Annotated in this window: 18 protein-coding genes and 1 pseudogene; 10 read left to right on the plus strand and 9 right to left on the minus strand. The window is 66.5% G+C overall.

Going from position 1 to position 23,105, the window contains the following annotated elements; all coding sequences use genetic code 11:
- Window positions 1-53: 53 nt before the first annotated feature.
- Window positions 54-2,645 (minus strand): bifunctional aconitate hydratase 2/2-methylisocitrate dehydratase, encoded by a 2,592-nt coding sequence (gene acnB / locus RS901_RS32500; RefSeq protein WP_316154778.1) that lies wholly within the window; start codon window positions 2,643-2,645, stop codon window positions 54-56.
- 442 nt (window positions 2,646-3,087) lie between these two features.
- Between acnB and fliL the strand changes: the two genes are divergently transcribed.
- From fliL to nadC, 8 genes are all read left to right on the plus strand, one after another.
- Window positions 3,088-3,579, plus strand: coding sequence for a flagellar basal body-associated protein FliL (gene fliL, locus RS901_RS32505; protein ID WP_011616679.1), 492 nt, complete (start codon window positions 3,088-3,090; stop codon window positions 3,577-3,579).
- A gap of 59 nt (window positions 3,580-3,638) precedes the next feature.
- Window positions 3,639-4,658 (plus strand): flagellar motor switch protein FliM, encoded by a 1,020-nt coding sequence (fliM, locus tag RS901_RS32510; protein WP_010810394.1) that lies wholly within the window; start codon window positions 3,639-3,641, stop codon window positions 4,656-4,658.
- On the plus strand, window positions 4,651-5,100 hold the full coding sequence (gene fliN, locus RS901_RS32515) for a flagellar motor switch protein FliN (protein ID WP_114133902.1): 450 nt from the start codon (window positions 4,651-4,653) through the stop codon (window positions 5,098-5,100). Before fliM ends, fliN begins: the two co-directional genes overlap by 8 nt.
- The gene (gene fliO / locus RS901_RS32520; protein ID WP_316154779.1) at window positions 5,097-5,552 is read left to right on the plus strand and encodes a flagellar biosynthetic protein FliO; all 456 of its coding nucleotides are present in this window, start codon (window positions 5,097-5,099) and stop codon (window positions 5,550-5,552) included. The genes fliN and fliO overlap by 4 nt, the downstream gene beginning before the upstream one ends.
- The gene (fliP, locus tag RS901_RS32525) at window positions 5,549-6,334 is read left to right on the plus strand and encodes a flagellar type III secretion system pore protein FliP (RefSeq protein ID WP_410054203.1); all 786 of its coding nucleotides are present in this window, start codon (window positions 5,549-5,551) and stop codon (window positions 6,332-6,334) included. Before fliO ends, fliP begins: the two co-directional genes overlap by 4 nt.
- A 38-nt stretch (window positions 6,335-6,372) precedes the next feature.
- A complete protein-coding gene (gene fliQ / locus RS901_RS32530) occupies window positions 6,373-6,642 on the plus strand; it encodes a flagellar biosynthesis protein FliQ (protein WP_010810398.1) in 270 nt (89 codons plus the stop codon).
- Between the two features lie 58 nt (window positions 6,643-6,700).
- Window positions 6,701-7,486 (plus strand): flagellar biosynthetic protein FliR, encoded by a 786-nt coding sequence (gene fliR, locus RS901_RS32535; protein WP_316154780.1) that lies wholly within the window; start codon window positions 6,701-6,703, stop codon window positions 7,484-7,486.
- A 123-nt stretch (window positions 7,487-7,609) separates the two neighbouring features.
- Window positions 7,610-8,443, plus strand: coding sequence for a carboxylating nicotinate-nucleotide diphosphorylase (gene nadC / locus RS901_RS32540; protein WP_316154781.1), 834 nt, complete (start codon window positions 7,610-7,612; stop codon window positions 8,441-8,443).
- A gap of 102 nt (window positions 8,444-8,545) precedes the next feature.
- Here the strand turns inward: nadC and RS901_RS32545 are convergent, their stop codons facing one another.
- Window positions 8,546-9,091, minus strand: coding sequence for a MarR family winged helix-turn-helix transcriptional regulator (locus tag RS901_RS32545; RefSeq protein ID WP_316154782.1), 546 nt, complete (start codon window positions 9,089-9,091; stop codon window positions 8,546-8,548).
- 355 nt (window positions 9,092-9,446) lie between these two features.
- Here RS901_RS32545 and phnN point away from each other — a divergent pair, with 355 nt between their 5' ends.
- Together phnN and RS901_RS32555 are read left to right on the plus strand one after the other, a co-directional pair.
- The gene (gene phnN / locus RS901_RS32550; RefSeq protein WP_316154783.1) at window positions 9,447-11,252 is read left to right on the plus strand and encodes a phosphonate metabolism protein/1,5-bisphosphokinase (PRPP-forming) PhnN; all 1,806 of its coding nucleotides are present in this window, start codon (window positions 9,447-9,449) and stop codon (window positions 11,250-11,252) included.
- A 43-nt stretch (window positions 11,253-11,295) separates the two neighbouring features.
- A pseudogene (locus RS901_RS32555) lies at window positions 11,296-12,287 on the plus strand (tripartite tricarboxylate transporter substrate binding protein).
- Window positions 12,288-12,447: 160 nt separating this feature from the next.
- Here RS901_RS32555 and RS901_RS32560 read toward each other — a convergent pair.
- From RS901_RS32560 to RS901_RS32590, 7 genes are all read right to left on the minus strand, one after another.
- Entirely contained in the window at window positions 12,448-14,889 is a 2,442-nt protein-coding gene (locus RS901_RS32560) for a TonB-dependent receptor (RefSeq protein ID WP_316154784.1), read from the minus strand.
- 10 nt (window positions 14,890-14,899) lie between these two features.
- Entirely contained in the window at window positions 14,900-17,068 is a 2,169-nt protein-coding gene (locus RS901_RS32565; RefSeq protein WP_316154785.1) for a TonB-dependent siderophore receptor, read from the minus strand.
- A 157-nt stretch (window positions 17,069-17,225) separates the two neighbouring features.
- Window positions 17,226-18,242: a FecR domain-containing protein gene (locus tag RS901_RS32570; RefSeq protein WP_316154786.1), complete on the minus strand. Its 1,017-nt coding sequence runs from the start codon at window positions 18,240-18,242 to the stop codon at window positions 17,226-17,228.
- A 6-nt stretch (window positions 18,243-18,248) separates the two neighbouring features.
- On the minus strand, window positions 18,249-18,758 hold the full coding sequence (locus RS901_RS32575; protein WP_316154787.1) for a sigma-70 family RNA polymerase sigma factor: 510 nt from the start codon (window positions 18,756-18,758) through the stop codon (window positions 18,249-18,251).
- Between the two features lie 123 nt (window positions 18,759-18,881).
- Window positions 18,882-20,111 (minus strand): RtcB family protein, encoded by a 1,230-nt coding sequence (locus RS901_RS32580; protein ID WP_316154788.1) that lies wholly within the window; start codon window positions 20,109-20,111, stop codon window positions 18,882-18,884.
- 75 nt (window positions 20,112-20,186) lie between these two features.
- Complete coding sequence (locus RS901_RS32585) at window positions 20,187-21,152, minus strand: threo-3-hydroxy-L-aspartate ammonia-lyase (protein WP_316154789.1); 966 nt, start codon at window positions 21,150-21,152, stop codon at window positions 20,187-20,189.
- Window positions 21,153-21,230: 78 nt separating this feature from the next.
- Entirely contained in the window at window positions 21,231-22,865 is a 1,635-nt protein-coding gene (locus RS901_RS32590) for a methyl-accepting chemotaxis protein (RefSeq protein WP_316154790.1), read from the minus strand.
- Window positions 22,866-23,105: the final 240 nt, after the last annotated feature.

The following is a 23,105-nucleotide window of genomic DNA, read 5'->3' on the forward strand; positions in this document are numbered from 1 at the left end:
AAAAGGGGCCCCGCAAGCGGGACCCCTTCTTCATGCCAGCCTGACTGCGCGACTTACACCGTCACGCCGTCGGCCACTTCCTTGAAGTCCTCGATCTGGTCGAAGTTCATGTACTTGTAGATCTTGTCGCCATTGGCATTGAGCACGCCCATGTCGGCCATGTACTCTTCCTTGGTCGGGATGCGGCCAAGGCGCGAGCAGATCGCCGCCAGCTCGGCGGAACCCAGGTACACGTTGGTGTTCTTGCCCAGGCGGTTCGGGAAGTTACGCGTGCTGGTCGACATCACCGTGGCGCCTTCGCGCACCTGTGCCTGGTTGCCCATGCACAGCGAGCAGCCCGGCATTTCGGTGCGGGCACCGGCGGTGCCGAACACGCCGTAGTGGCCTTCCTCGGTCAGCTGCTTCTGGTCCATCTTGGTCGGCGGAGCCACCCACAGCTTGACCGGGATGTCGCGCTTGCCTTCCAGCAGCTTGGAAGCTGCGCGGAAGTGGCCGATGTTGGTCATGCACGAACCGATGAACACTTCGTCGATCTTCGCGCCGGCCACCTCGGACAGCGTCTTGACGTCGTCCGGGTCGTTCGGGCAGGCCACGATCGGCTCATGCACGTCGGCCAGGTCGATCTCGATCACGGCGGCGTACTCGGCGTCGGCGTCCGGCTCCAGCAGCTTGGGATCGGCCAGCCACGCTTCCATGGCCTTGATGCGGCGCTGCAGGCTGCGCGGGTCCTGGTAGCCCTGGGCGATCATCCACTTCAGCAGCGTGATGTTGCTGTTGATGTATTCGATGATCGGGTCCTTGTTCAGGCGCACCGTGCAACCGGCGGCCGAACGTTCTGCCGAGGCGTCCGACAGCTCGAACGCTTGCTCGACCTTCAGGTCGGGCAGGCCTTCGATTTCCAGGACGCGGCCCGAGAAGATGTTCTGCTTGCCTTGCTTGGCCACGGTCAGCAGGCCCTGCTTGATCGCGTACAGCGGAATTGCGTTGACCAGGTCGCGCAGGGTCACGCCCGGCTGCATCTTGCCCTTGAAGCGGACCAGCACCGATTCCGGCATGTCCAGCGGCATCACGCCAGTGGCAGCGGCAAAGGCCACCAGGCCCGAACCTGCCGGGAAGCTGATGCCGATCGGGAAGCGGGTGTGCGAATCGCCGCCGGTGCCGACGGTGTCGGGCAGCAGCATGCGGTTCAGCCACGAGTGGATCACGCCGTCGCCCGGGCGCAGCGAGATGCCGCCGCGGGTGCTGATGAACTCAGGCAGGGTGTGGTGGGTCTTGACGTCGACCGGCTTCGGATAGGCGGCGGTGTGGCAGAACGACTGCATCACCAGGTCGGCCGAGAAGCCCAGGCAGGCCAGGTCCTTCAGCTCGTCGCGGGTCATCGGGCCGGTGGTGTCCTGCGAGCCCACCGAAGTCATCTTCGGTTCGCAGTAGGTGTTCGGGCGGATGCCCTTGCCTTCCGGCAGGCCGCAGGCGCGGCCGACCATCTTCTGCGCCAGCGTGAAGCCCTTGCCGGTATCGGCCGGGTTCTGCGGCAGGCGGAACAGCGTCGACGGGGCCAGGCCCAGCGCTTCGCGTGCCTTGGCGGTCAGGCCACGGCCAACGATCAGCGGAATACGGCCGCCGGCGCGCACTTCGTCAAACAGCACGTCGGACTTGACCTTGAACTCGGCGATCACGGCGCCATTCTTCAGGGCCTTGCCTTCGTACGGGCGCAGCTCGACCACGTCGCCCATTTCCATCTGGGACACGTCCAGCTCGATCGGCAGCGCGCCGGCGTCTTCCATGGTGTTGTAGAAGATCGGGGCGATCTTGTTGCCCAGGCACACGCCGCCGAAGCGCTTGTTCGGGATGAAGGGGATGTCTTCGCCCGTGAACCACAGCACCGAGTTGGTGGCGGACTTGCGCGAGGAGCCGGTACCGACCACGTCGCCCACGTAGGCGACCAGGTGGCCCTTTTCCTTCAGCGATTCGATGAACTTGACCGGGCCGCGCTTGCCGTCTTCTTCCGGCTGGAACGCCGCGCCTTCGCGCTTGTTCTTCAGCATGGCCAGCGCGTGCATCGGGATGTCCGGGCGGGTGGTGGCGTCCGGAGCCGGCGACAGGTCGTCGGTGTTGGTTTCGCCCGGCACCTTGAACACGGTGATGGTCAGGCTTTGCGGCACTTCCGGACGGCTGGTGAACCACTCGGCGTCGGCCCAGCTTTGCAGCACGGACTTGGCGTTGGCATTGCCCTGGTCGGCCTTTTCCTTCACGTCGTGGAAGGCGTCGAACATCAGCAGGGTCTTCTTCAGCGCCTCGGCGGCGACGGTGCCCACTTCGGCATCGTCCAGCAGCTCGACCAGCGGCGAAATGTTGTAGCCGCCCAGCATGGTGCCCAGCAGCTCGGTCGCCTTGGCGCGCGAGATCAGCGCGCACTTCTCTTTACCCAGCGCCACGGCGGCCAGGTACGAGGCCTTGACCTTGGCGGCGTCGTCCACGCCGGCCGGCACGCGGTAGGTGATCAGTTCCACCAGGTTCTGCTCTTCACCGGCGGGCGGGTTCTTCAGCAGTTCGATCAGCTCGGCCGTCTGCTTGGCGGTCAGGGGCAGAGGGGGGATACCAAGCGCGGCGCGCTCGGCCACATGTGCGCGATAGTTTTCAAGCATGGGAACCTGCTGAGTAATTAGGTTTAGAAAATCTCGTTACGTCGCGATTGTAGTCCGAAGCCGCTCCTTGGTCAAATGTCTTATATCTTATATAAGAGTAAAAACAAAAAACATCATGCAAATCAGCGTGTTGGGAGCTTTATGACTTGCGAACCCACATGAATCACTACCCGACTAGCGTAGTAGGGAATCCATCATGACGCTCCCGCGACCTGCCCGGCGGCCCGACCGGGAATCGCGGCAGCTCGCACCGGCACTCAAGTTCACACGACATCAAGCGTTAACCAGCCTGCAGGCGCGTATCTCGCAGCGCCCGCTCGCGTAGCCGTGCCTGCTCCCTTTCCGCTCAAATGGCCAAGCTGAAAGGGTTTCCCCCTTTTTTTCGGCCCTTTGCTGGCCTGCGATTCCGGAAGAATTGCAGGCATTCCGATACAGGCTTCTCATGGCGAACACGGCTTCCCCTCCCCGGACTGGCAACACAGGCAAGCGCGGCCGGCTGCTGCTGATCGGCGCCGGCGTGCTGGTGGTGGCACTGGGCGCCGGAGGCTTCGTGCTGGGCAGCGTGCTGAGCAACCGCCAGCCGGCGGCGCCCGCTGCGCCCGCCGCCCCGGTCGTACCGCCGCCGATCTTCGTGCCGCTGGATGCGTTCACCGTCAACCTGCGCAGCGACGACGGCGACCGCTTCCTGCACACCGGCCTGTCGCTGAAGGTAGCCGATGCCGAAACCCAGGCACGCCTGGCGCAGTACCTGCCCGAGGCACGCAGCCGCATCCTGCTGCTGCTGTCGGCCAGGCAGCCGGCCGACCTGGCCACCGTCGAAGGCAAGCGCAAGCTGGCCGACGACATCCGCGACACCATCAGCAAGCCGTTTGCCAGCGGCCTGCCGGCGCAGCGGGTGCTGGACGTGCTCTTCACCTCTTTCGTGGTGCAGTAAGCGCAAGCCAGGGCCGCACCGGACTCATCCATAACGCCGCACAAGGGGCAGGACACTAGATGGCCTACGACAAGTTCCTCTCGCAAGACGAGGTCGACGAGCTGCTCAAAGGTGTATCCGGCGAAGCCGATACGCCAAAGGCCAGCGAGCCTGCGCTCGACGAGGGCGGTGTGCGCCCCTACAACCTGGCCACGCAGGAACGCATCATCCGCGGCCGCCTGCACACGCTGGAGATCATCAACGAGCGCTTTGCGCGCTCGATGCGCACGGCGCTGTTCAATTTCATCCGCCGCGGCGCGGACATCACCGTGGGCAGCATCAGGATCGAGAAATTCGGCGACTTCGCGCGTAACCTGCCGATGCCGACCAACCTGAACCTGGTCCACCTGAAGCCGTTGCGCGGCACGGCGCTGTTCGTCTACGACCCGAACCTGGTGTTTCTGGTGGTGGACAACCTGTTCGGCGGCGACGGCCGCTTCCACACCCGCGTAGAAGGCCGCGACTTCACCCAGACCGAGCAACGCATCATCCAGCGCATGCTGGAGCTGACGCTGGCCAGCTACGGCAACGCCTGGCGCACCGTGCACCCGATCGAGACCGAGTACATCCGCTCGGAGATGCACCCCAAGTTTGCCAACGTCGCCACGCACAACGAGGCCGTGGTGACCACCGCCTTCCATATTGAACTGGGCGCCGTCGGCGGGCAGCTTCATGTCTGCCTGCCGTACGCGATGATCGAGCCGCTCAAAGACCTGCTGATGAATCCGCTGCAGGACGAGAAGGAAGTCGACAAGGGCTGGGTCACGCAACTGTCCACGCAGCTGCGCGCGGCCGAGGTGGAGCTGGTGGCCGAGTTCGCGCACCTGCAGAGCACCGTGGCCGAAGTGCTGGCGATGCGCGCCGGCGACGTGCTGCCGATCGAACTGCCGGAGAAGGTGTTCGGCAAGGTGGACGGCGTGCCCGTCATGCAATGCGGCTTCGGCACGATGAACGGCCAGTACGCGCTGCGGGTAGAACGAATGATCAATCACCAGGACGGCGATTCCCACCTGGACACCGAGGACAGCGATTATGAGTGACGGCATCGAGGACAAGCCCGTCGATCCGATGGACGACTGGGCCAGCGCGCTGGCCGAGCAGACCAGCGCCACATCCGCCGGAACCCCCGCAGCTGCCGCACCGGCGGCCCAACCCGCGGCCACCCCGGCGGCCGCCACCGTGTTCCAGCCGCTGGCGAAGGAAGCGCCGAGCGGCTTCCGCAACGATATCGAGATGATTCTCGATATCCCGGTGCAGCTGACCGTGGAACTGGGCCGCACCAAGGTGCCCATCAAGAACCTGCTGCAGCTGGCGCAGGGCTCGGTGGTGGAGCTGGACGGCCTGGCCGGCGAGCCGATGGACGTGCTGGTCAACGGCTACCTGATTGCGCAGGGCGAGGTGGTGGTGGTGAACGACAAGTTCGGCATCCGCCTGACGGACATCATCACGCCGTCCGAACGCATCCGGAAGCTGAACAAATGACCATGCAGACGCGCGCCAGCCTGGCCGTGCTTGTGGCGCTGCCGGGGGCCGCCATGGCCGCCGACGGCTCGCATGTGCCGGCCATCAGCGGCGCGGCCAGCCTGGCGCAGGCCGGGCTGGGGCTGTTCGCCATCGTCGCGCTGATCCTGGGCATGGCCTGGGTGGCCCGGCGCGCCGGCCTGATGCGTCACGCCACCGGCGGCGCGATGAAGGTGGTCGGCAGCACCATGCTGGGCGCACGCCAGCGCCTGGTGCTGGTGGAAGTGGGCGATACCTGGCTGGTGCTGGGCGTGAGCCCCGGCGAAATCCGGCCGCTGCATACCCTGCCCGCGGGCACCAACGCAGCCAATCCCCTCGCCGCCACCGGCGGTGCAGGCCCTTCGCAACAGCCGACCGGCGGCACCTTTGCCGAAAAGCTGCTGCGCTCGATGCAGGATCACTTCAAATCATGAATTCCCCGCGTGCCGCGCTGCGGCGCCCGCAGCCGGGCCCGCTGCTGCCCCTGCTCGCCCTGATGCTGGCCATTGCCACGCTGGCGCCCGCGCCGGCCTGGGCCCAGGCACTGCCCGGCGTCATCAGCAAGCCCGCGCCGGGCGGCGGCCAGATCTGGTCGCTGCCGGTGCAGACGCTGCTGCTGCTGACCTCGCTGTCGTTCCTGCCGGCGGCGATGCTGATGATGACCGGCTTCACCCGCGTCATCATCGTGCTGGGCCTGCTGCGCAGCGCACTGGGCACCGCCAGCTCACCGCCCAACCAGGTGCTGGTGGGCCTGTCGCTGTTCCTGACCTTCTTCGTGATGGCGCCGGTGTTCGACCGCGTCTACAACGACGCCTACAAGCCGCTGTCGGAAAACAAGATCAGCCTGGAGGCCGCCGCTGCCAAGGCCGCGGAGCCGCTCAAGGCCTTCATGCTGCGCCAGACCCGCGAGAAAGACCTGGCCATGTTCGCGCAGATGGCCAAGGCGCCGGAGATGCAGGGCCCCGAGGAAGTGCCGCTCAGCATCCTGGTGCCGGCCTTCGTCACCAGCGAGCTGAAGACCGCGTTCCAGATCGGCTTCACCATCTTCATCCCGTTCCTGATCATCGATCTGGTCGTTGCCAGCGTGCTGATGGCGATGGGGATGATGATGGTGCCGCCGGCCACCATCTCGCTGCCGTTCAAGCTGATGCTGTTCGTGCTGGTCGACGGCTGGCAGCTGCTGCTGGGGTCGCTGGCGCAGAGCTTCATGAACTGAGGCGGCCCCAGCGCCCGCCACACACCGCAGACTCCGCCATGACACCCGAGACCGTAATGACCATCGCCACCCAGGCGATGAAGATGACCCTGCTGCTGGCCGCCCCGCTGCTGCTGGTGGCACTGGCCGCCGGCCTGGTGGTCAGCCTGTTCCAGGCCGCGACGCAGATCAACGAGATGACGCTGAGCTTCATCCCCAAGCTGATCGCGCTGTTCGCCACCATGGTGCTGGCCGGGCCGTGGATGATCAATTCCATGGTCGACTACATGCGCGAGGTGTTCCAGAGCATTCCCGCGCTGGCGCACTGAGTGCGGCCGCGCTCGCCTTCATCACCCCCTCGCCCTCCCTGCCCGCTGACTCCCCGCCGTGGTCGAATTCACCTCAGCCCAGCTCTACAGCTGGCTCGCGGCGTTCCTGTGGCCCTTCTTCCGCATCCTGGCCCTGATCGGCACCGCGCCGCTGTTCGGTGAGTCCACCATCCCGCGCCGCGCCAAGATCGCGCTGTCCGCGATGATCGCGATGGTGGTGTCGCCCACCATCGCGCAGCTGCCGGTGGTGCCGGTGTACTCCTTCGGCGGGCTGATGATCATCCTCAACGAAGTCGGCATCGGCCTGGCCACCGGCTTCGCCATGCGGCTGGTCTTTGCCACCGTGCAGCAGGCCGGCGAAATCATCGGCCTGCAGATGGGCCTGTCCTTTGCCTCGTTCTTCGACCGCGCCGCCGGCGGCCAGACCATGGTGCTGTCGCGCTTCCTGAACCTGATCGCGATGCTGCTGTTCCTGGCGCTGGACGGCCACCTGCTGATGCTGGGCACGCTGGTCGACAGCTTCAACGGCCTGCCCATCGGCGGCACGCCGCTGTCCGCCGGCGGCGCCATGGCCGTGGCCCGCGCCGGCGGCATGGTGTTCTCGTCCGGCCTGCTGCTGGCGCTGCCGATGATCGCCGCGCTGCTGACGCTGAACCTCGCGATGGGCATCCTGAACCGCGCCTCGCCGCAACTGTCGATCTTTGCGGTCGGCTTCCCGGTCACGCTGTCGGGCGGGCTGCTGGTGCTGATGCTGGTGATGCCGCAGATGGGCACCTACATGCAGCACATGATCGAGGCGGGGCTGGAGGCGGTCGGGACGGTGCTGGGGCAGTTTGCGCGGTAGGTTTGCATCTTATCTTAGATCTCGAATATTACTTGACATGGCGCATGAAAGGGCTAGTATTGCGTCATGTACTTCGATCTCTAAGATTATTGAGGTACCGCAACCACCGTTCAGGAGCCCTTCATGTACGACATTTTCGCCACCGACAAGCTGATCGACCTCTGGCTGACCGAAGACATCGGCATCTGCGACTTGACCGTCCAGACCATGATTGAAGCGGGAGAGACCGGCACCTTCTGCATGAACGCCCGCGAGCCGATGCTTATCGCCGGCATCGATGTGGCGGCACGCATCTTCGCGCGCTACGATCCGACGCTGTCGGTCGATGTGCGCGTCGCCGACGGCGACAAGGTTGAAAAAGGCGCGGTGCTGCTTAACGTGAGCGGCAATGCACGCAGCGTCCTGACGGCCGAGCGCACCGCGCTGAACATCATGCAGCGCCTGTGCGGCATCGCCAACCATACGGCAACCTATGCCCAGGCCATCGCCCATACCAAGGCGCGCCTGATCGACAGCCGCAAGACCACGCCGGGCCTGCGCGCGCTGGAAAAGCATGCGGTGACCTGCGGCGGCGGACTGAACCACCGGCTGAGCCTGGACAACGGCGTGATGATCAAGGACAACCACATCGCCGTGTGCGGCAGCATCGCCGCCGCCGTGGCACGCGTGCGCCGCAAGCTGCCCGTGCTGACCAAGCTGGAAGTGGAATGCGACCGGCTGGAACAGGTGCACGAAGCCCTGGCAGCCGGTGTCGACGTGATCATGCTGGACAACATGTCGGTGCCCGACATGAAGGAAGCCGTGCAGATCGTCAATGGACGGACCAAGGTCGAGGCGTCAGGCGGCATCCGCCTGGAAACGATCCGGGCCGTGGCGGAAACGGGCGTGGACTACATCTCCACGAGCAAAATCACCCAGTCCGCCCCTGCCGTCGACATCGGGCTCGACGAAGCCTGACACCTGCGGGGTCCAGGGCCCCCTAACCGATTCACGCCTTCTACCCAAGGCATTCACCCTTGCCGGGCTCGCCCGGCGAGGGTCTTTTCCGTTGCGGGTCGCCTACAGATCCGAGAGCAGGCGCCCTACCTCCTGTGTGGACGGGACCCGCCGGCCATGTTCTGCCGACGCGACTTCGTCGGCGACCAGCCGCTTCGCAATCGTGATCAACACGCGGCGCGTGGTCAGCACATCCTCTTCGCTCAGCCCTTCCACGCTGAGTTCGTTCACCTCGGTCGCCAGCGGTTCAAGCTTGCGGCGCAGCGCGCGTCCGGTCTTGCTCAGGAACACATGCACCTTCTTCTTGTTGCCGGGAAGATGCGTGCGTTCCACGTAGCCCAGCGCCTCCAGCGCCTTGACTGCCGCAAACGTCGTCGGTTCGGTCACGCCGGCCCGCTCGCTCAGCTCTCGCTGCGACACGCCGTCATGGCGCCACAGGATACGCAGGATGGTCCAGTGCCCATACGAAACCGAATGTTCCGCCAGGCGCAGCTGCAGCGCGCGGATATAGGCCCGGGCGGCATCCTTCACCAGGTGGGCAAGCCGTTCTTCATCGGCTTCATCCGCTGGCGTGATCGGGACCGGAGCATCCGGCTTCTTTGTGGCCATAGTCGTGAGGGAAAGTAGAGCGTATGCATGCGGCACCGGACGACCCGGTGCCAGCGAGAGCGCACATGATAGCGCCTCCGGCGCTGGCACGCCGACATCACCGCTTCATCGGCAACGCCTCTCCATGTAGCGTTCACTCCATCAGTGCACGATGCCCGCAACCCATGCATGGGGCACCGTCACCGCGCACCCTGCTTCCCCGTGTTTTCCCCTATAAGCCCGCGAATCCCGCGTACACACTGGATTTGCGGACGCTGGCCCGTTGCTTGCATTACCTTAGACATCGAACTTATCTTGACACCCCCTTGGCCGGTGCTAGCATAGCCACATAACTTCGACATCTAAGGTAATTCTCATGAAGGCGACCGGCACATTCTTCTTTGTTGTGGGGCCCAGTGGCGCTGGCAAGGACTCCCTGATCGACGGTGCACGTGCCGCGCTCGATGACGATTACGTTTTTGCGCGGCGCGTCATCACCCGCCCTGACGGCTCTGCTGGCGAAGCGCACGAAGGTGTCACGGAGGCCGAGTTCGCACGGCGCCAGCGAAGCGGAGAGTTCCTGGTGACCTGGGACGCGCACGACCTGCGCTACGGATTGCCCCGCTCCCTGATGCTCGAACTCGAATGCGGCCGCAACGTCGTGGCCAATGGCTCGCGAGGCGTCATCGCCGAACTTGCGGCCCGCCTGCCCCGCTTCGTAGTGATCGTGGTGACGGCACCGCATGACGTGCTTGCGCGGCGCATTGCCGCGCGCGGGCGGGAATCGGGCGACCAGGTTGCCAGCCGCGTGGCACGCGCGGGGGCACCGGTGCCGCCACACGTCCCGTGTATCACGGTGTCGAACGACAGCACGCTGGACGCGGGTACGGCACGCTTTGTCGAAGCCTTGCGCAACGGCACCAGGGCATCCGCCACCGAACGGCCGGCCAGCCGCACCAACCTGATGGCCAAGCTGCGCGGCGAGCCGCTCGACGAAGCGGCCTACGTCGCCGTGCTGCAGGACGCCATCGCCGGGCGGTACACCGAGGCAGAGCTGACCGAGTTCCTCATTTCCGCGACCCGCACGCTCACAGACGAGGAAGTGGTGGCACTGGCACGCGCGCGTACCGCCTTCACACCCCGCATCGACTGGGACGAACCGGTAGTCGTCGACAAGCATTCGATGGGGGGCGTTCCCGGCAGCCGCATCACGCTGATCGTGGTGCCGATCGTCGCGGCCTACGGGCTCGCGATGCCCAAGACATCGTCGCGCGCGATCACCTCTGCCGCCGGCACCGCCGATGCCATGGAGACCATCGCACGGGTCGACCTGGCGCATGAAGACGTGCGCCGATGCGTGGCCCAGGCGCGCGCATGCATCGCTTGGAACGGACGGCTGAACCATTCGGTGGTCGACGATGTGATGAACGCCATCACCCGGCCGCTGCGCCTGGATTCGCGGCGCTGGTCCGTGGCGTCGATCCTGTCGAAGAAGTACACCGCCGGCGCTACCCACGTCATCGTCGACCTGCCCTACGGGCCGCAAACCAAGCTGGCAACGCGCGCCGATGCCGCGGCGCTGGGCGCACTGTTCGAACACGTCGGCAAGGGACTCGGCCTGCACGTACGCGCACTGGTCACGGACGGCAGCCGCCCGATCGGGCGTGGCATCGGCCCCGCGCTGGAAGTGCGCGACGTCCGACTCGTGCTCGACAACGCTCCCGATGCACCCGCCGACCTGCGTGAAAAAGCCCTGCGCTTTGCCGGCGAAATCATCGCATTCGATCCCCGCGTGGACTCGCCCGAACACGGCATGCAAATTGCGACCGCGCTGCTGCATGAAGGCAAGGCCAAGGCCGCGTTCGATCGCATCGCCGCCGCACAGGGCGTTCGCCCCGATCCAGTGGCGCCGGGTACGCATACGCAGATCGTGCCCGCCGCCAGGCGGGGCCGGGTGACGGGCGTCGATGGCCTGCAGATTTCCGGCGTGGCGCGCGCCGCCGGGGCGCCGCGCGATGGCGGTGCAGGCGTCGACATGCTGTGCGCGATCGGTGCAACGGTAGCGCCAGGGCAACCCCTCTACCGTATCCACGCCGGCTCCGCTGAAGCGCTTGAGGCGGCTGCGGCACTGGTGCGCGCTGGCGGCGAGTGCTGCCAGGCGGTGCGTATAGACCCCGATTGACCGGCTTTTCCGCTTCCTTCACCCTAACCGACGAGGCATATCAATGAGACCCCTATCCGTCGTCAGAAGTCTGGCATCGCTCCTGTTTGTCGCAGGCAGCCTGGGCACCCTGCCCGGGCGCGCCGAAGCCAATATCGCCAGTACCTTCCCGCAAAAGCCGATCCGCGTGGTGGTGACGTTCCCGGCCGGAGGGGGGACCGATTCCCTTGCGCGCCTGATCGGGAATGACCTCAGCAAGTCGCTGGGGCAGCCCGTGGTCGTCGACAACCGGCCCGGTGCCAGCGGCAATATTGGCGCGGAGTTCGTCGCCAAGAGCCCTGCCGACGGCTATACGCTGCTCATCGTCAACAGCAGCTTTGCCATCAACCCGAGCGTCTTCAAGAAGCTGCAGTTCAATCCCAAGTCCGATTTCAGCGCCGTCATCACCTTCGCTTCGGTGCCATCGGTGATCGCCGTGCCATCGCATTCGAAGCTCCGCACCTTCAGCGACCTGCTGGCGGCGGGCAAGAGCGGCTCCCCCCCAGCTACGCGTCGTGCGGCAACGGCACCCCGCAGCATCTGGCCGGCGAATTGCTGAAGGTCTCGGCAAAGATGGATATGCTGCATGTGCCGTACAAGGGTTGCGCCCCCGCCATCGCCGACGTGCTCGGCAACCAGGCCGATGTCAGCATCAACACGCTGACCAACACCATCCCCTACCTGAAAAGCAACAAGCTGCGCGCGCTGGCCGTCACCTCGAAGGCGCGCTCGCCGTTCCTGCCCGACGTACCCACCGTGAGCGAGCTTGGCGTGGCCGGCTATGACGTCGACCAGTGGTTCGGCATCCTTGCCCCGGCAAATACGCCGCCCGAGATCGTGCAAAGGCTGAACACGGAAATCGCCAGGGCCATCGCCAAGCCTGAGATCAAGGCATCGCTGACGCAGCTTGGCTTTGCCACGACGACAAGCACGCCCGCTGAATTCCAGAAGCTGGTGAGTTCCGACATCGATCGCTGGCAGAAATTCGCGACGAAGATCAATCTGCTCGTCGACTGACCCACCTGGGGCACCGGCCAGGCCACAGCAGGCGGATCCCCCGACTTCCCGTAGTCCATCGTTGCCACGCGGGCGCAAGCCAGCCCCCGTGAGAGCGCGTTCGTGCCCGCGGGATGGCCGCGACAATCCGGTCGCCCCGGGCGCATGCCATCAGGCCGGATCAGAAGCCGACCGTCGCCGACATCATCAACATGCGCGGCTCGCCAATGGCCAGGCCGCCATAGCTGTCCACCGCAGCCCAATAACGGCGGTCGAACACGTTGCGCAGATAGAGGCGAAGGGTCGTGTCTTTCCCGGCCACCTTGGTCCGGTAGCGCGCCCCCAGGTCCACGCGCGTCCAGGCTGGCAAGCTCTGGGTATTGGCCTGGTCAGCATACTGGCGCCCGGTGTAGGCAAGCGCGCCGCTCAGTGTCAGGCCTGGCAGCCACACGGCATCCCATTCAGCACCAAGGTTCACCTGCAGCGACGGGGCGCCGATGACGGATCTGCCCACCGTGCCGGCGTCCGCGTCGCGGGTGATGGTTGCATCGAGCAGTGCAGCGCTCGCCAGCAAGCGCACGTTGCTGGCGGGCTCGCCGTACAGCCCGAACTCGAGACCCCGGCTACGCTGCTCGCCGTTGACGGCGAACAACGAGCCAGCAAGTTCTCCGCCGGGCTTGCTGATCTGGAATGCGCTGACGGTGGCGCGCATTCCGCCTTGTTCCAGCTTTACCCCTACCTCGTATTGGCGCGACTTGTACGGGGCGAACACTTCCCCGGCGTTGCTGGCACTGGCCGGTGCGATATCGCCCTTGCTCAGGCCCTCGATGCGATTGACGTAGAACGATACCTGTTGCCACGGCCTGACCACCAACCCAGCAAGCGTCGTCCACGCGCCCTGGTCGTAGCGCGAGGCCAGCCCTCCGTCAGCGTTGAAGTTGTCCGACTGCACACGCTGCTGGCGCAGGCCAAGGGTCAGTTGCAGGCGACGGTCAAGGACCGAAAGCGTATCGGCCAATGCCACGCCGGTGAGCCATGTCTTCGATACCGTCGGCACGCTGGACGGCGCCGGCACATCCTGGAACGGCAGCGTCGCGGGCGCATAGAGGTTGGTCAGCACGGCCGTGCTGGCGGTCTTGTACGCGCGTCCGAGCTTGTCGTGGTAGCCGCTGGCCACGATGCTGAGCTGGTGACTCACCGGCCCGGTCCGAAAGCGCGCGCGCACGCCGGTGTCGGCGCTGACACGCGCCACCTGGAAGCGATAGTTGGAGTCGGCTACCGCCACATCGCCCGCGGCATCGACGATGGTGGGCGTGATGGCAAACAGCCGCGCCACGTGCGTCTGCCCGCCACCGGCATCGGCGAACCAGGTCACGTCGTCGGCAAGGTCGTACTCCGCGCGCAGCAGCTGCGAGCCGTCGCGGATATGGGATTGCTCCCACGGCTGCGAGATATTGCGGCGGCCATCCGGCGCGTCGGGCACGGCAATGCCTGGCACGATATGCAGCAACCGCGAAGGCGCCGAAATCCGTTCGCGCTGGTCAATCAGATCCAGCGTGGCGCGCAAGCGCTCGCCCTGGTAGTCCAGCGCGAGCGCACCCGAGGTGGCGCGGCGGGACTGGTTGTCGAGCGCGGTACCGCCACCCAGATAGCTGCCATTGAAGCGGATGCCGAACTGGCTGGCACTGCCCAGGCGGCGGCTGATGTCCACGCTGCCCCCGAACTGCGAGGCCGCCGCGTAGTCGGCCGTGAAGCGCGTCACGTTGACGGCACCCGCGCGCTTGGGCACGATGTTGATGCCGCCGCCCACGCTGCCGCTGGGCGCCATGCCGTTCAGCACCGCCGTGGGGCCCTTGATCAGTTCCACGCGCTCGACATAGCTGGTGGAAACGCGATAGTTGGACGCCACGCCATAGATGCCATCGAACGCGATCTCACCGAAGTTGCCGTTGCCCACCGGAAACCCACGGATGCTGAACGCATCCAGGATGCCGCCGGGCTGGCTGATATAGCGCACCGAGGCATCGTTGGCCAGCACGTCGCCAACGGTTCGTGCCTGCTGGTTTTCGATGAAGCCGGCGCTGTATCCGACAGCGTTGAGGGGCGCATCCATGTTGTCGGTGTTGCCGAGCAAACCCAGGCGCACGCCTTGCGTTACCTGTCCACCGGCCAGCAGCGGCGGCTCGCTGTCATGCTTGCCGATGACGCGCACCTCGGGCAGCGTTGCCGGCGCGCGTTCACCTTGCACAGCGGCGCGGCGCACGGCATAGCCGCCGCCGTCCATCGGCACCGCTTCCAGGCCGGTGCCGGCCAGCAGCACGCGAAAGCCCTCGGGAACAGCATAGCTGCCATGCAGCCCCTCGCTGCGCAGCCCGGACAGCTGCGCGGCATCGTAGGAAAGATTGATGCCGGCGGCGCTGGCAAAGCGGTTCAGCGTGACCGTGAGCGGTCCGGGCGCGATGGCGAAGGCGCGCATGGCGGCAACACTACCCTTGTCTTGCGCCAGCGCTGGCAGCGCGACGGCTCCCAGCATCAGGACAGCAAGCCACGTCCCCGTGGCGGCCGAAGCGCGCCGCGTGCGCCACACCGTGGCCGGGGATCGTTGCGACTGCTGTCTCCTCACGCCGCTCCGCTCAGAAGTCCACGACCACGGACGCCATGAAGGTACGCGGGGCGCCTTGCGAAAGGGTGCCGTACGATGCCACGCCCGACCAGTACTTGCGATCGAAGGCGTTGATCAGCGCCGCGCGGAAGGTGGTCGCATGACCGCTGACCTTGGTCCGGTAGCGCGCACCCAGGTCCACCGTGGTCCACGACGGCACATGCTGTGTATTAGCCTGGTTGACGTACGCATTGCCCGTGTAGTTCACCGCGCCGGTCAGCGTCAGGCCCTGTACCCACGGCAGGTCCCACTCGGCGCCCGCGTTGGCCATCACCTTGGGCACGCCCACCGGGCGATTGCCGAGGGTCGCGGCGCTGTTGGTCCTGGTCAGCTCGCCGTCCAGCAGGGTCACGCCGCCGAGCAGTCGCACACCCTTCCAGGCTTCCCCGGACAGCGTGAGCTCGATGCCCTGATTGCGCTGCTCGCTGTCGATCGCATAGACCGTGCCGAACAGCTGGCCGCTGGGCTTGCTCATGCGGAACACGGTCAGCGTGGCCATGACCTTGCCGGCATCGAGCTTCACGCCCACCTCTTGCTGCTTCGTCTTGTACGGCGCGAACACCTGGCCCGCGTTCGACGCGGTGGCGGGCGCGATATCGCCCTTGCTCAGGCCTTCCACGTAGTTGGCGTACAGGGACACATGCTGCCAGGGCCTGTACACGATGCCGGCCAGCGGCGTGACGGCGCTCTTGTCATACGAAGCCGTCCTGGCGCCGCTGCTGCTGTAGTTGCCGGATTTCACTTGCTGATAGCGCAGGCCCAGCGTCAGTTGCAAGTGCTCGTCGAACGCGCTCAGCGTGTCGGCCAGCGCCACGCCGGACAGCGTGGAGTCCGACACCTTGGGTACGGAGCCGGGTGCAGCCACGTTCTGCTCGGGGCTGGCGACCGGGTCATAGATATTCGACCGCACTGCCGTGCCCGCCCTGCTGGCGCTCGCGATCCGATCCGTGTAGAGATTGGCCTGCAGCGCCAGCGCATGCTTGACTGAGCCGGTCTCGAATTTGGCTCGCACACCGGTATCGAACGAGGACCGATTGATCTGGAACTTCCAGCTCTGCGGCACGGCCGAGGTGTCGCCGCTGGCGTTCAGGATGGTGGGGGTCTGGTCGGAGAAGCGCGCCACGTCCGAGCGGGTGCCGCCGGCATCGGCAAAGATGGTGACGTTGTCCGTCAGGTCGTACTCGGCGCGCAGCAGCGTCGAGACGTCGTTGGACTTCCACCAGCCCCATGGCTGCGAGACATTGCGCCGGCCGTCCGGTGCCGCTGGCACCTCCAAGCCGGGGGCGACCAGGAACGGGCGCGTGGGTGCATCGATCCACTGGTACTGCTCGATCACGTCGAGCGAGGCGCGCAGGCGCTCGCCCTGATAGTCCAGCGACAATGCGGCCACCTCGGCTCGCGACTTCTGGTTGTCCAGCGGGGTCGGGCCCTGGCGGTGCAGCCCGTTGAAGCGCACCCCCCATTCGCGCTTCTCGCCGAAGCGGCGGCTCAGGTCGACGGCGCCGCCCACCTGCGCGTCGGAGGCATAGTCCAGCGTAAAGCGCGTCAGGTCCGTGGCCAGCGCACGCTTGGGCACCACGTTGACCACACCGCCCACGCCGCTGTTGGGCGACATGCCATACAGCAACGCGGCCGGGCCCTTGATCACTTCGACCCGCTCCAGGTATTCGGTGAACAGGTGATAGTTGGGCGAGACCCCGTAGACGCCGTCGAAGGCCACCTCGGACAGGTTGCCCTCGTTGATCGGGAAGCCGCGGATGTAGAACGAATCGGTCACGCCGCCGATCTGGCCGGTGAAGCGCGTGGACGGATCGCTCCCCAGCACTTCCGCCAGTGTCACGGCTTGCTGGTCCTCCATGCGTTGTGCGGTGTAGTTGGTCGTCGCGAACGGGGTGTCCATCACCCCCTTGTTGCCAAGCAGCCCGAGCCGGCCGCCGCGCGCGACCTGGCCGCCCGCGTACGCCGCGGGCAGGTCGCCGGCACCATCGGCGCCGGCGCTGACGGTCACGGCCGGCAGCGTTTGCGGATCGGCGGCCTGCGCCATGGCTTCAAGCGGTGCCACGGCCGCCCCGAAGGTCAGGCAGACGCAGGCACGGTGCAGCGCGACGGCCAGCGGCCTGGGCCGCGGCGTGCAGGCCATGCGAGGCGACTTTGCAGGGCGGGCGTGGGCAAAACAAGATACAGACATCATTCTCTCCGGCAGCGACAGGTTCTGGTTTCCTATGCTGTAGGCCGGTCGAGAATCGAAATCCCCTCACCTTTTCTGAAAGTATTTCTCGCACGCACGGCATCGTCGTTCAGCGCGGCCCGACGCTGACCCAGAAGCGCGTGCGATAGCGAATACTGATGGGCTGTGCCTGCGCAAGGAATGCCAGCGCCCGGTCGGTGTCTCCCAACTGGTATGCGCCGGACACGCGCAGGTCCGCCACGGCGGGATCGCAGACGATGCGCCCGCTCCGGTAGCGCGACAGCTCGGCCAGCAGCTCCGCAAGCCGCATGTCGTTGCCGGCGATCACGCCGTCGGCCCAGCCATCGTCCGTGAACGGCCGGGCTGGTGCCGGTGCGCTGCCGTCGGCCGCGAGCCACCAGTTCGTGCCGGCTCGCGCCACATTTGCGTTGTCTTCGGCGGCAAGGCCGTTAGCGGGATGCAAAGCGACCGCCCCTTCAAGCACGCTGATGCGCGCGCGCCCGTCCTCCAGCCGCACCACAAAGCGCGTACCCAAGGCACGCAGTCCGCCAAATGACGTCTCTACCCAGAATGGCCGCATTGCAGCGGGCGTATCGTGCCCAGTGGCAACCAGGATCTCTCCGCGCCGCAACGTCACGACGCGTCGCGTGGCATCGAAGCCGGTGCTGATCGCGGTGTCGGTATTCAGCACGATCGTGCTGCCGTCGTCGAGCCGCACCGTGCGCTGCTCTCCGGTGGCGGTGCTGGCATCGGCGAGCAGGCGCTGCCACGGGGCCAGCTCGCGCGCTGCGCCCGCAGCCAGTACCGAGACACCAGCCAGCGCAAGGATCTTGATTGCCTGGCGGCGCCGGATGCCGCGCGTGCCACGACGCTCGCCCACGGCCTTCAGCGTATCGAGCGCCAGAGCCGGCGGCATCCGGCTGAAATCGTCCTTCAGGCCCTGCACACGTTGCCAGGCCACGCCATGCAGCGGACTGGCGGCCAGCCATTGTGCAAAACCCTTCTGCGCAACGGCATTGCCCTCGCCAAAGTCGAGCTTGACCATCCAGCGGATGGCCTGGTCGACGACAGCGGACGGAACAGAGGGTTCGGGCTGCGGCTGCGCAGGCCCGCCAGGATCGGTCACCGGCGCCTACTCGCCAAAGCGCAGCGTGTAGCAATGCCGCAGCGCCGTGGCCACGTAACGTTCCGCCGTGGCAAGCGATACCCCCAGACGCTGGCCAATCTGGCGGCATGTCAGCCCTTCGAGCTGCGCCCACAGGAACGCGGTGCGCACCTGCGGTTTCAATGCATCGAGGATGCGGTCGATCGCGATCAGCGTCTCGAGAAACTGGAGCCGGCTCTCAGGCGACGGCGCTTGCGGTTCGGGCAGCTGGGCCAGCGTCTCCAGCCAGGCCAGTTCCAGTTCGCGGCGGCGCCAGTGCTCGATGACCAGCCCGCGCGCAATGGTGCTCAGGTAGGTGCGCGGCTCGCGGATATCGCAGGGCTCACGCCGCAACAGGCGCAGGAACACGTCCTGGGCGAGATCGGCAGCATCGCAGGCATTGCCAAGCTGACGGCGCAGCCATCCCTGCAACCACCCGTGGTGGTCGCAATAGAGAACATGAACCTGTTGATTGCCTGAAATGTCGGCGGCGCCCACCTGCGAAACCCTCGTTCATTCCCGCACCCCAACGATGCGCGCTCTATGCAAATGAGAATGATTTCTATTTTAAGACGAGATTCACGGATGCTGCAAGCGCTTCCTGGCAACGCTCACCCTCACTCACCCCTTCACGCACACCACCTGCCGTAGCGTGTGCACGATCTCCACCAGATCCGCCTGCGCCGCCATCACCGCATCGATATCCTTGTACGCCATCGGGATCTCGTCGATCACAGCGGCGTCCTTGCGGCATTCAACGCCTTCGGTCGCATGCACCTGGTCGGCCACAGTGAAGCGGCGCTTGGCCTCGCTGCGGCTCATGGTGCGCCCCGCGCCGTGGCTGCATGAGCAGAACGACTCCGGATTGCCCTTGCCGCGCACGATGAACGAACGCGCGCCCATCGAGCCCGGGATGATGCCCAGCTCGCCCAAGCGCGCACTGACCGCGCCCTTGCGCGTCACCAGCACGTCGGCGCCGAAGTGGTGTTCCTTCTGCACGTAGTTGTGATGGCAGTTGACCGCCTCCAGCCGCGCCTGGAACGGCCTGCGCAGCACGCGCTGCGCCGCTGCCAGCACCGCCTCCATCATCAGCTCGCGGTTGCGGCGCGCGTAGGCCTGGGCCCACGCCACGGCGAAGATGTAGTCCTCATAATGCTCGGAGCCTTCGACCAGGTAGGCCAGGTCGCGGTCCGGCAGGTTGGCGAGGTGCTTGCGCATGTCCTGCTGCGCCAGAGAAATGAAGGTCGTGCCGATGGCATTGCCGACGCCGCGCGAGCCGCTGTGCAGCATGAACCAGACTGACTGGGCCTCGTCCAGGCACACCTCAATAAAGTGGTTGCCGGTGCCGAGCGTGCCCAGGTGATTGCGATGGTTGGTGCGCGCCAGGTGCGGATACTTGTCGGTGATGCGGCGAAAGCCCGGCGCCATCTCGGCCCATGCCGCGTCAACAGGCGCCGGCGCCGAGCCCCAGGCACCCTGGTCGCGCCGCCCGCCTTGCGCGGTGCGGCCGTGCGGCACGGCGTGCTCGATCGCGCTGCGCAGCGGTCCGAGGTTGTCGGGCAGGTCAGCGGCGGTGAGCGAAGTCTTCACGGCCATCATGCCACAGCCGATGTCCACGCCCACCGCGGCGGGAATCACCGCGCCCACGGTCGGGATCACCGAACCGATGGTGGAGCCCTTGCCCAGATGTACATCCGGCATCACCGCGAGATGGCGGAAGATGAAGGGCATCCGCGCCGTGTTCAGCAGTTGCTCGCGGGCAGCGCTTTCCACCGGGACGCCGCGCGTCCACAGCTTGACCGGCTTGCCGGCGCCGGTGTCCAGCACGTCATAGTGGCGCTTGTCCGTCATGGCCACCCCTGGCATTGTCGTCGCGGATTGCAGGTTAGACGGCCGGGGCCAGTCCAGGATTCCCTGCCGCCCGACTCAACCCAGCAGGAAGCTGCCAAAGGCGCCCAGGTCGACATTGCCGCCCGAGATGATGACCCCCACGCGCTTGCCCTTCACATCCAGCTTGCCGTGCAGCACCGCGGCGGCAGCCAGGCAGCCGGTGGGCTCGACCACGATCTTCATGCGCCCGGCGAAGAACTTCATGGTGTCGACCAGTTCGGCATCCGACACCGTGGCGATGTCCGTCACCAGCTCGCGGATCACGGCAAAGGTGTGGTTGCCCAGGAACGGCGTCTGCGCGCCGTCGGCGATGGTGCGCGGGGTGTCGATGCGGACGATTTCGCCGCTGCGCAGGCTGCGCTGACCATCGTTGCCGGCCTCGGGTTCGACGCCGTAGACGGCGCAGCCGGGCGACATCGCCTGGGCCGCGACCGCACAGCCAGACAGCAGCCCGCCGCCGCCCAGGCACACCACCAGCATGTCCAGCGGGCCGGTTTCCTCGAACAGCTCCTTGGCGGCCGTGCCCTGCCCCGCCATCACATGCGGATGGTCATAGGGCGGGATCAGCGTCATGCCGCGCTCGGCGGCGATACGCCGGCCCAGCGCTTCGCGGTCGTCCTGGTAGCGGTCGTACAGCACCACTTCGGCGCCATAGCCGCGCGTGGCTTCGATCTTGATCGCGGGGGCGTCCTGCGGCATCACGATCACCGCCTGCACGCCCAGCAGCCGGGCCGACAGCGCGATCGCCTGGGCATGGTTGCCGGAAGAGAACGCGAGCACGCCGCCCGCCTTCTGCTGCGGCGTGAACTGGGCGATGGCGTTGTAGGCGCCGCGGAACTTGAAGGCGCCGATGCGCTGGAAATTCTCGGCCTTGAAAAACAGCTGCGCGCCGGTGGCCGCGTCCGCGGTGGCGGAAGTCAGCACCGGGGTGCGGTGGGCCGCCGCGCGGATGCGTTCGTGGGCGGCGGCGACGTCGTCGAAGGAGATAGGCAGGGCGGTCATGGCGGTGGCAAGGAAGCTGGGACCGGCCAGTTTACCCGCCCCGGGGCCACCTTGCAGCCACGCCGCCCCGGCGTGGCGCTATGCCGCTGCCAGGCTGTGCGCCGCGCGCCGCTGCGTGGCCAGCGTCCCGGCACCCAGGTGCGAGGCGCCGCCTTCGCCCGGCAGGCGGAAGAATGCCACCACCTCAGTGAGTTCGCGGCCCTGCTCTTCCAGCGCGCGTGACGCGTTGGCAGCCTCATTCACCAGCGACGCGTTCTGCTGCGTCACCTGGTCGATCTGCACGATGGCCTGGTTGACCTGCTCGATGCCGCGGGTCTGCTCGGCCGACGCCGTGGCAATCTCTTCCACGATGCCGGTCACGCGCGCCACCGCCTGGGTCACCTCGGCCATGGTCTGGCCAGCCTCTGCCGCCAGCGACGCACCGTCGTGCACCTGGCGTCCCGACGCCTCGATCAGGTCCTTGATCTCCTTGGCCGCGCTCGATGAACGCTGCGCCAGGCCGCGCACCTCGCTGGCCACCACGGCAAAGCCGCGGCCCTGCTCACCGGCACGCGCCGCCTCCACCGCCGCGTTCAGCGCCAGGATGTTGGTCTGGAAGGCAATGCCTTCGATGATGCCGGTAATCTCGGCGATCTTGGACGAACTGGCACTGATGTCCTGCATCGTGCCGACCACGCGCTGCACCGTGGCGCTGCCGCGCTGCGCCACATCGGCCGCGCTGCGCGCCAGCTCGCTGGCCTGGCGGGCGTTGTCGGTATTCAGGCGCACGGTCTCGGTCAGCTCTTCCATGCTGGCCGCGGTTTCTTCCAGCGACGCCGCCTGTTCCTCGGTGCGGCTGCTCAGGTCAGCGTTGCCGCGCGCGATCTCGCTGGTGCTCACGGCAATATTGCCGCTGCCTGCACGCACCTGGGTGACGGTGGCGGTGAGGCGCTCGTTCATGTCGCGCAGCGCGGCAAGCAGGCGACCGGTCTCGTCATGGCGATCCACCTCGATGCGCGCGCCCAGGTCGCCGCTGGCCACGGTGCCGGCCACCTCCACGGCACGCTGGATCGGCCGCGTGATGGCACGCGTGACCAGCAAGCCGCCAACGACGGCGATGGCTGCCGATACCAGGGAAATCAGGATCAGCAGGTTGCGCTGGCGCTCATAGTCCGCCTCCAGCCTGCGCTCCATCTCTTTCTGGCGCGTCTTGGTGAACTCCATATAGGCGTCGGTCGCCTTGACCAGCGCCGCCAGCAGCGGGCGGCATTGCTTGTCGATACGGGAGATTGCTTCCTCGATCTTGCGCTCCACCGCCAGGCCGACGATGCCGGTGGCAACCGGGCCGTACTGGGCCTCGACCTTCGCCACCTCCTCCACCAGCTTGCGCGCCTCGTCGCTGATGCCGGGCTGGCGCACCATCTCATTGAGCCGCGCCAGGCGGGTCTGCACGTCCTGATGCGCGCGCAAGGCATCGGCCTTCTCGCGCTCCAGTTCCGCCGCGTCGGTCACCAGCACCAGGTTGCGCGCCGCGATGGCACGCCGGTCCACCGCGCTGCGCACTTGCGCAGCCATGTCCGCGCGGGCATTCAGCCCGTTCAGGTAGTCATTGAAACCTGCGGTCGCATCGCCGAGCGCATGCAGCGAATACGCGGACACCACCAGCACCATGCCCGCCAGCGTGCCGAACCCGGCCAGCAGCCGCGTGCGGATAGACAGACTCCTGAAATTCATGATCACTCCCCTTACCGTCCAATAGGACGCATGCGCTTCGTTTGTTTTGAATCCAACCCTGCATGCCCGACTGCTGCATGCAACACTGCGCGCCCGTTCCTGCTGGTCGGCTCGGCGTCCGCGATCCGGCCGGGGTACTTTGCCCTGGCGACTTTCTGGCGTATCCGTGCTCTTTATTGCGCTGGCTAACGGACGCGACGGGCCGAACTGATCCCTACGATAGAGGGGGTTGGAGGATTG

The organism is Cupriavidus sp. BIC8F (genome assembly GCF_032465815.1).
Taxonomy (GTDB): Bacteria; Pseudomonadota; Gammaproteobacteria; order Burkholderiales; family Burkholderiaceae; genus Cupriavidus; species Cupriavidus necator.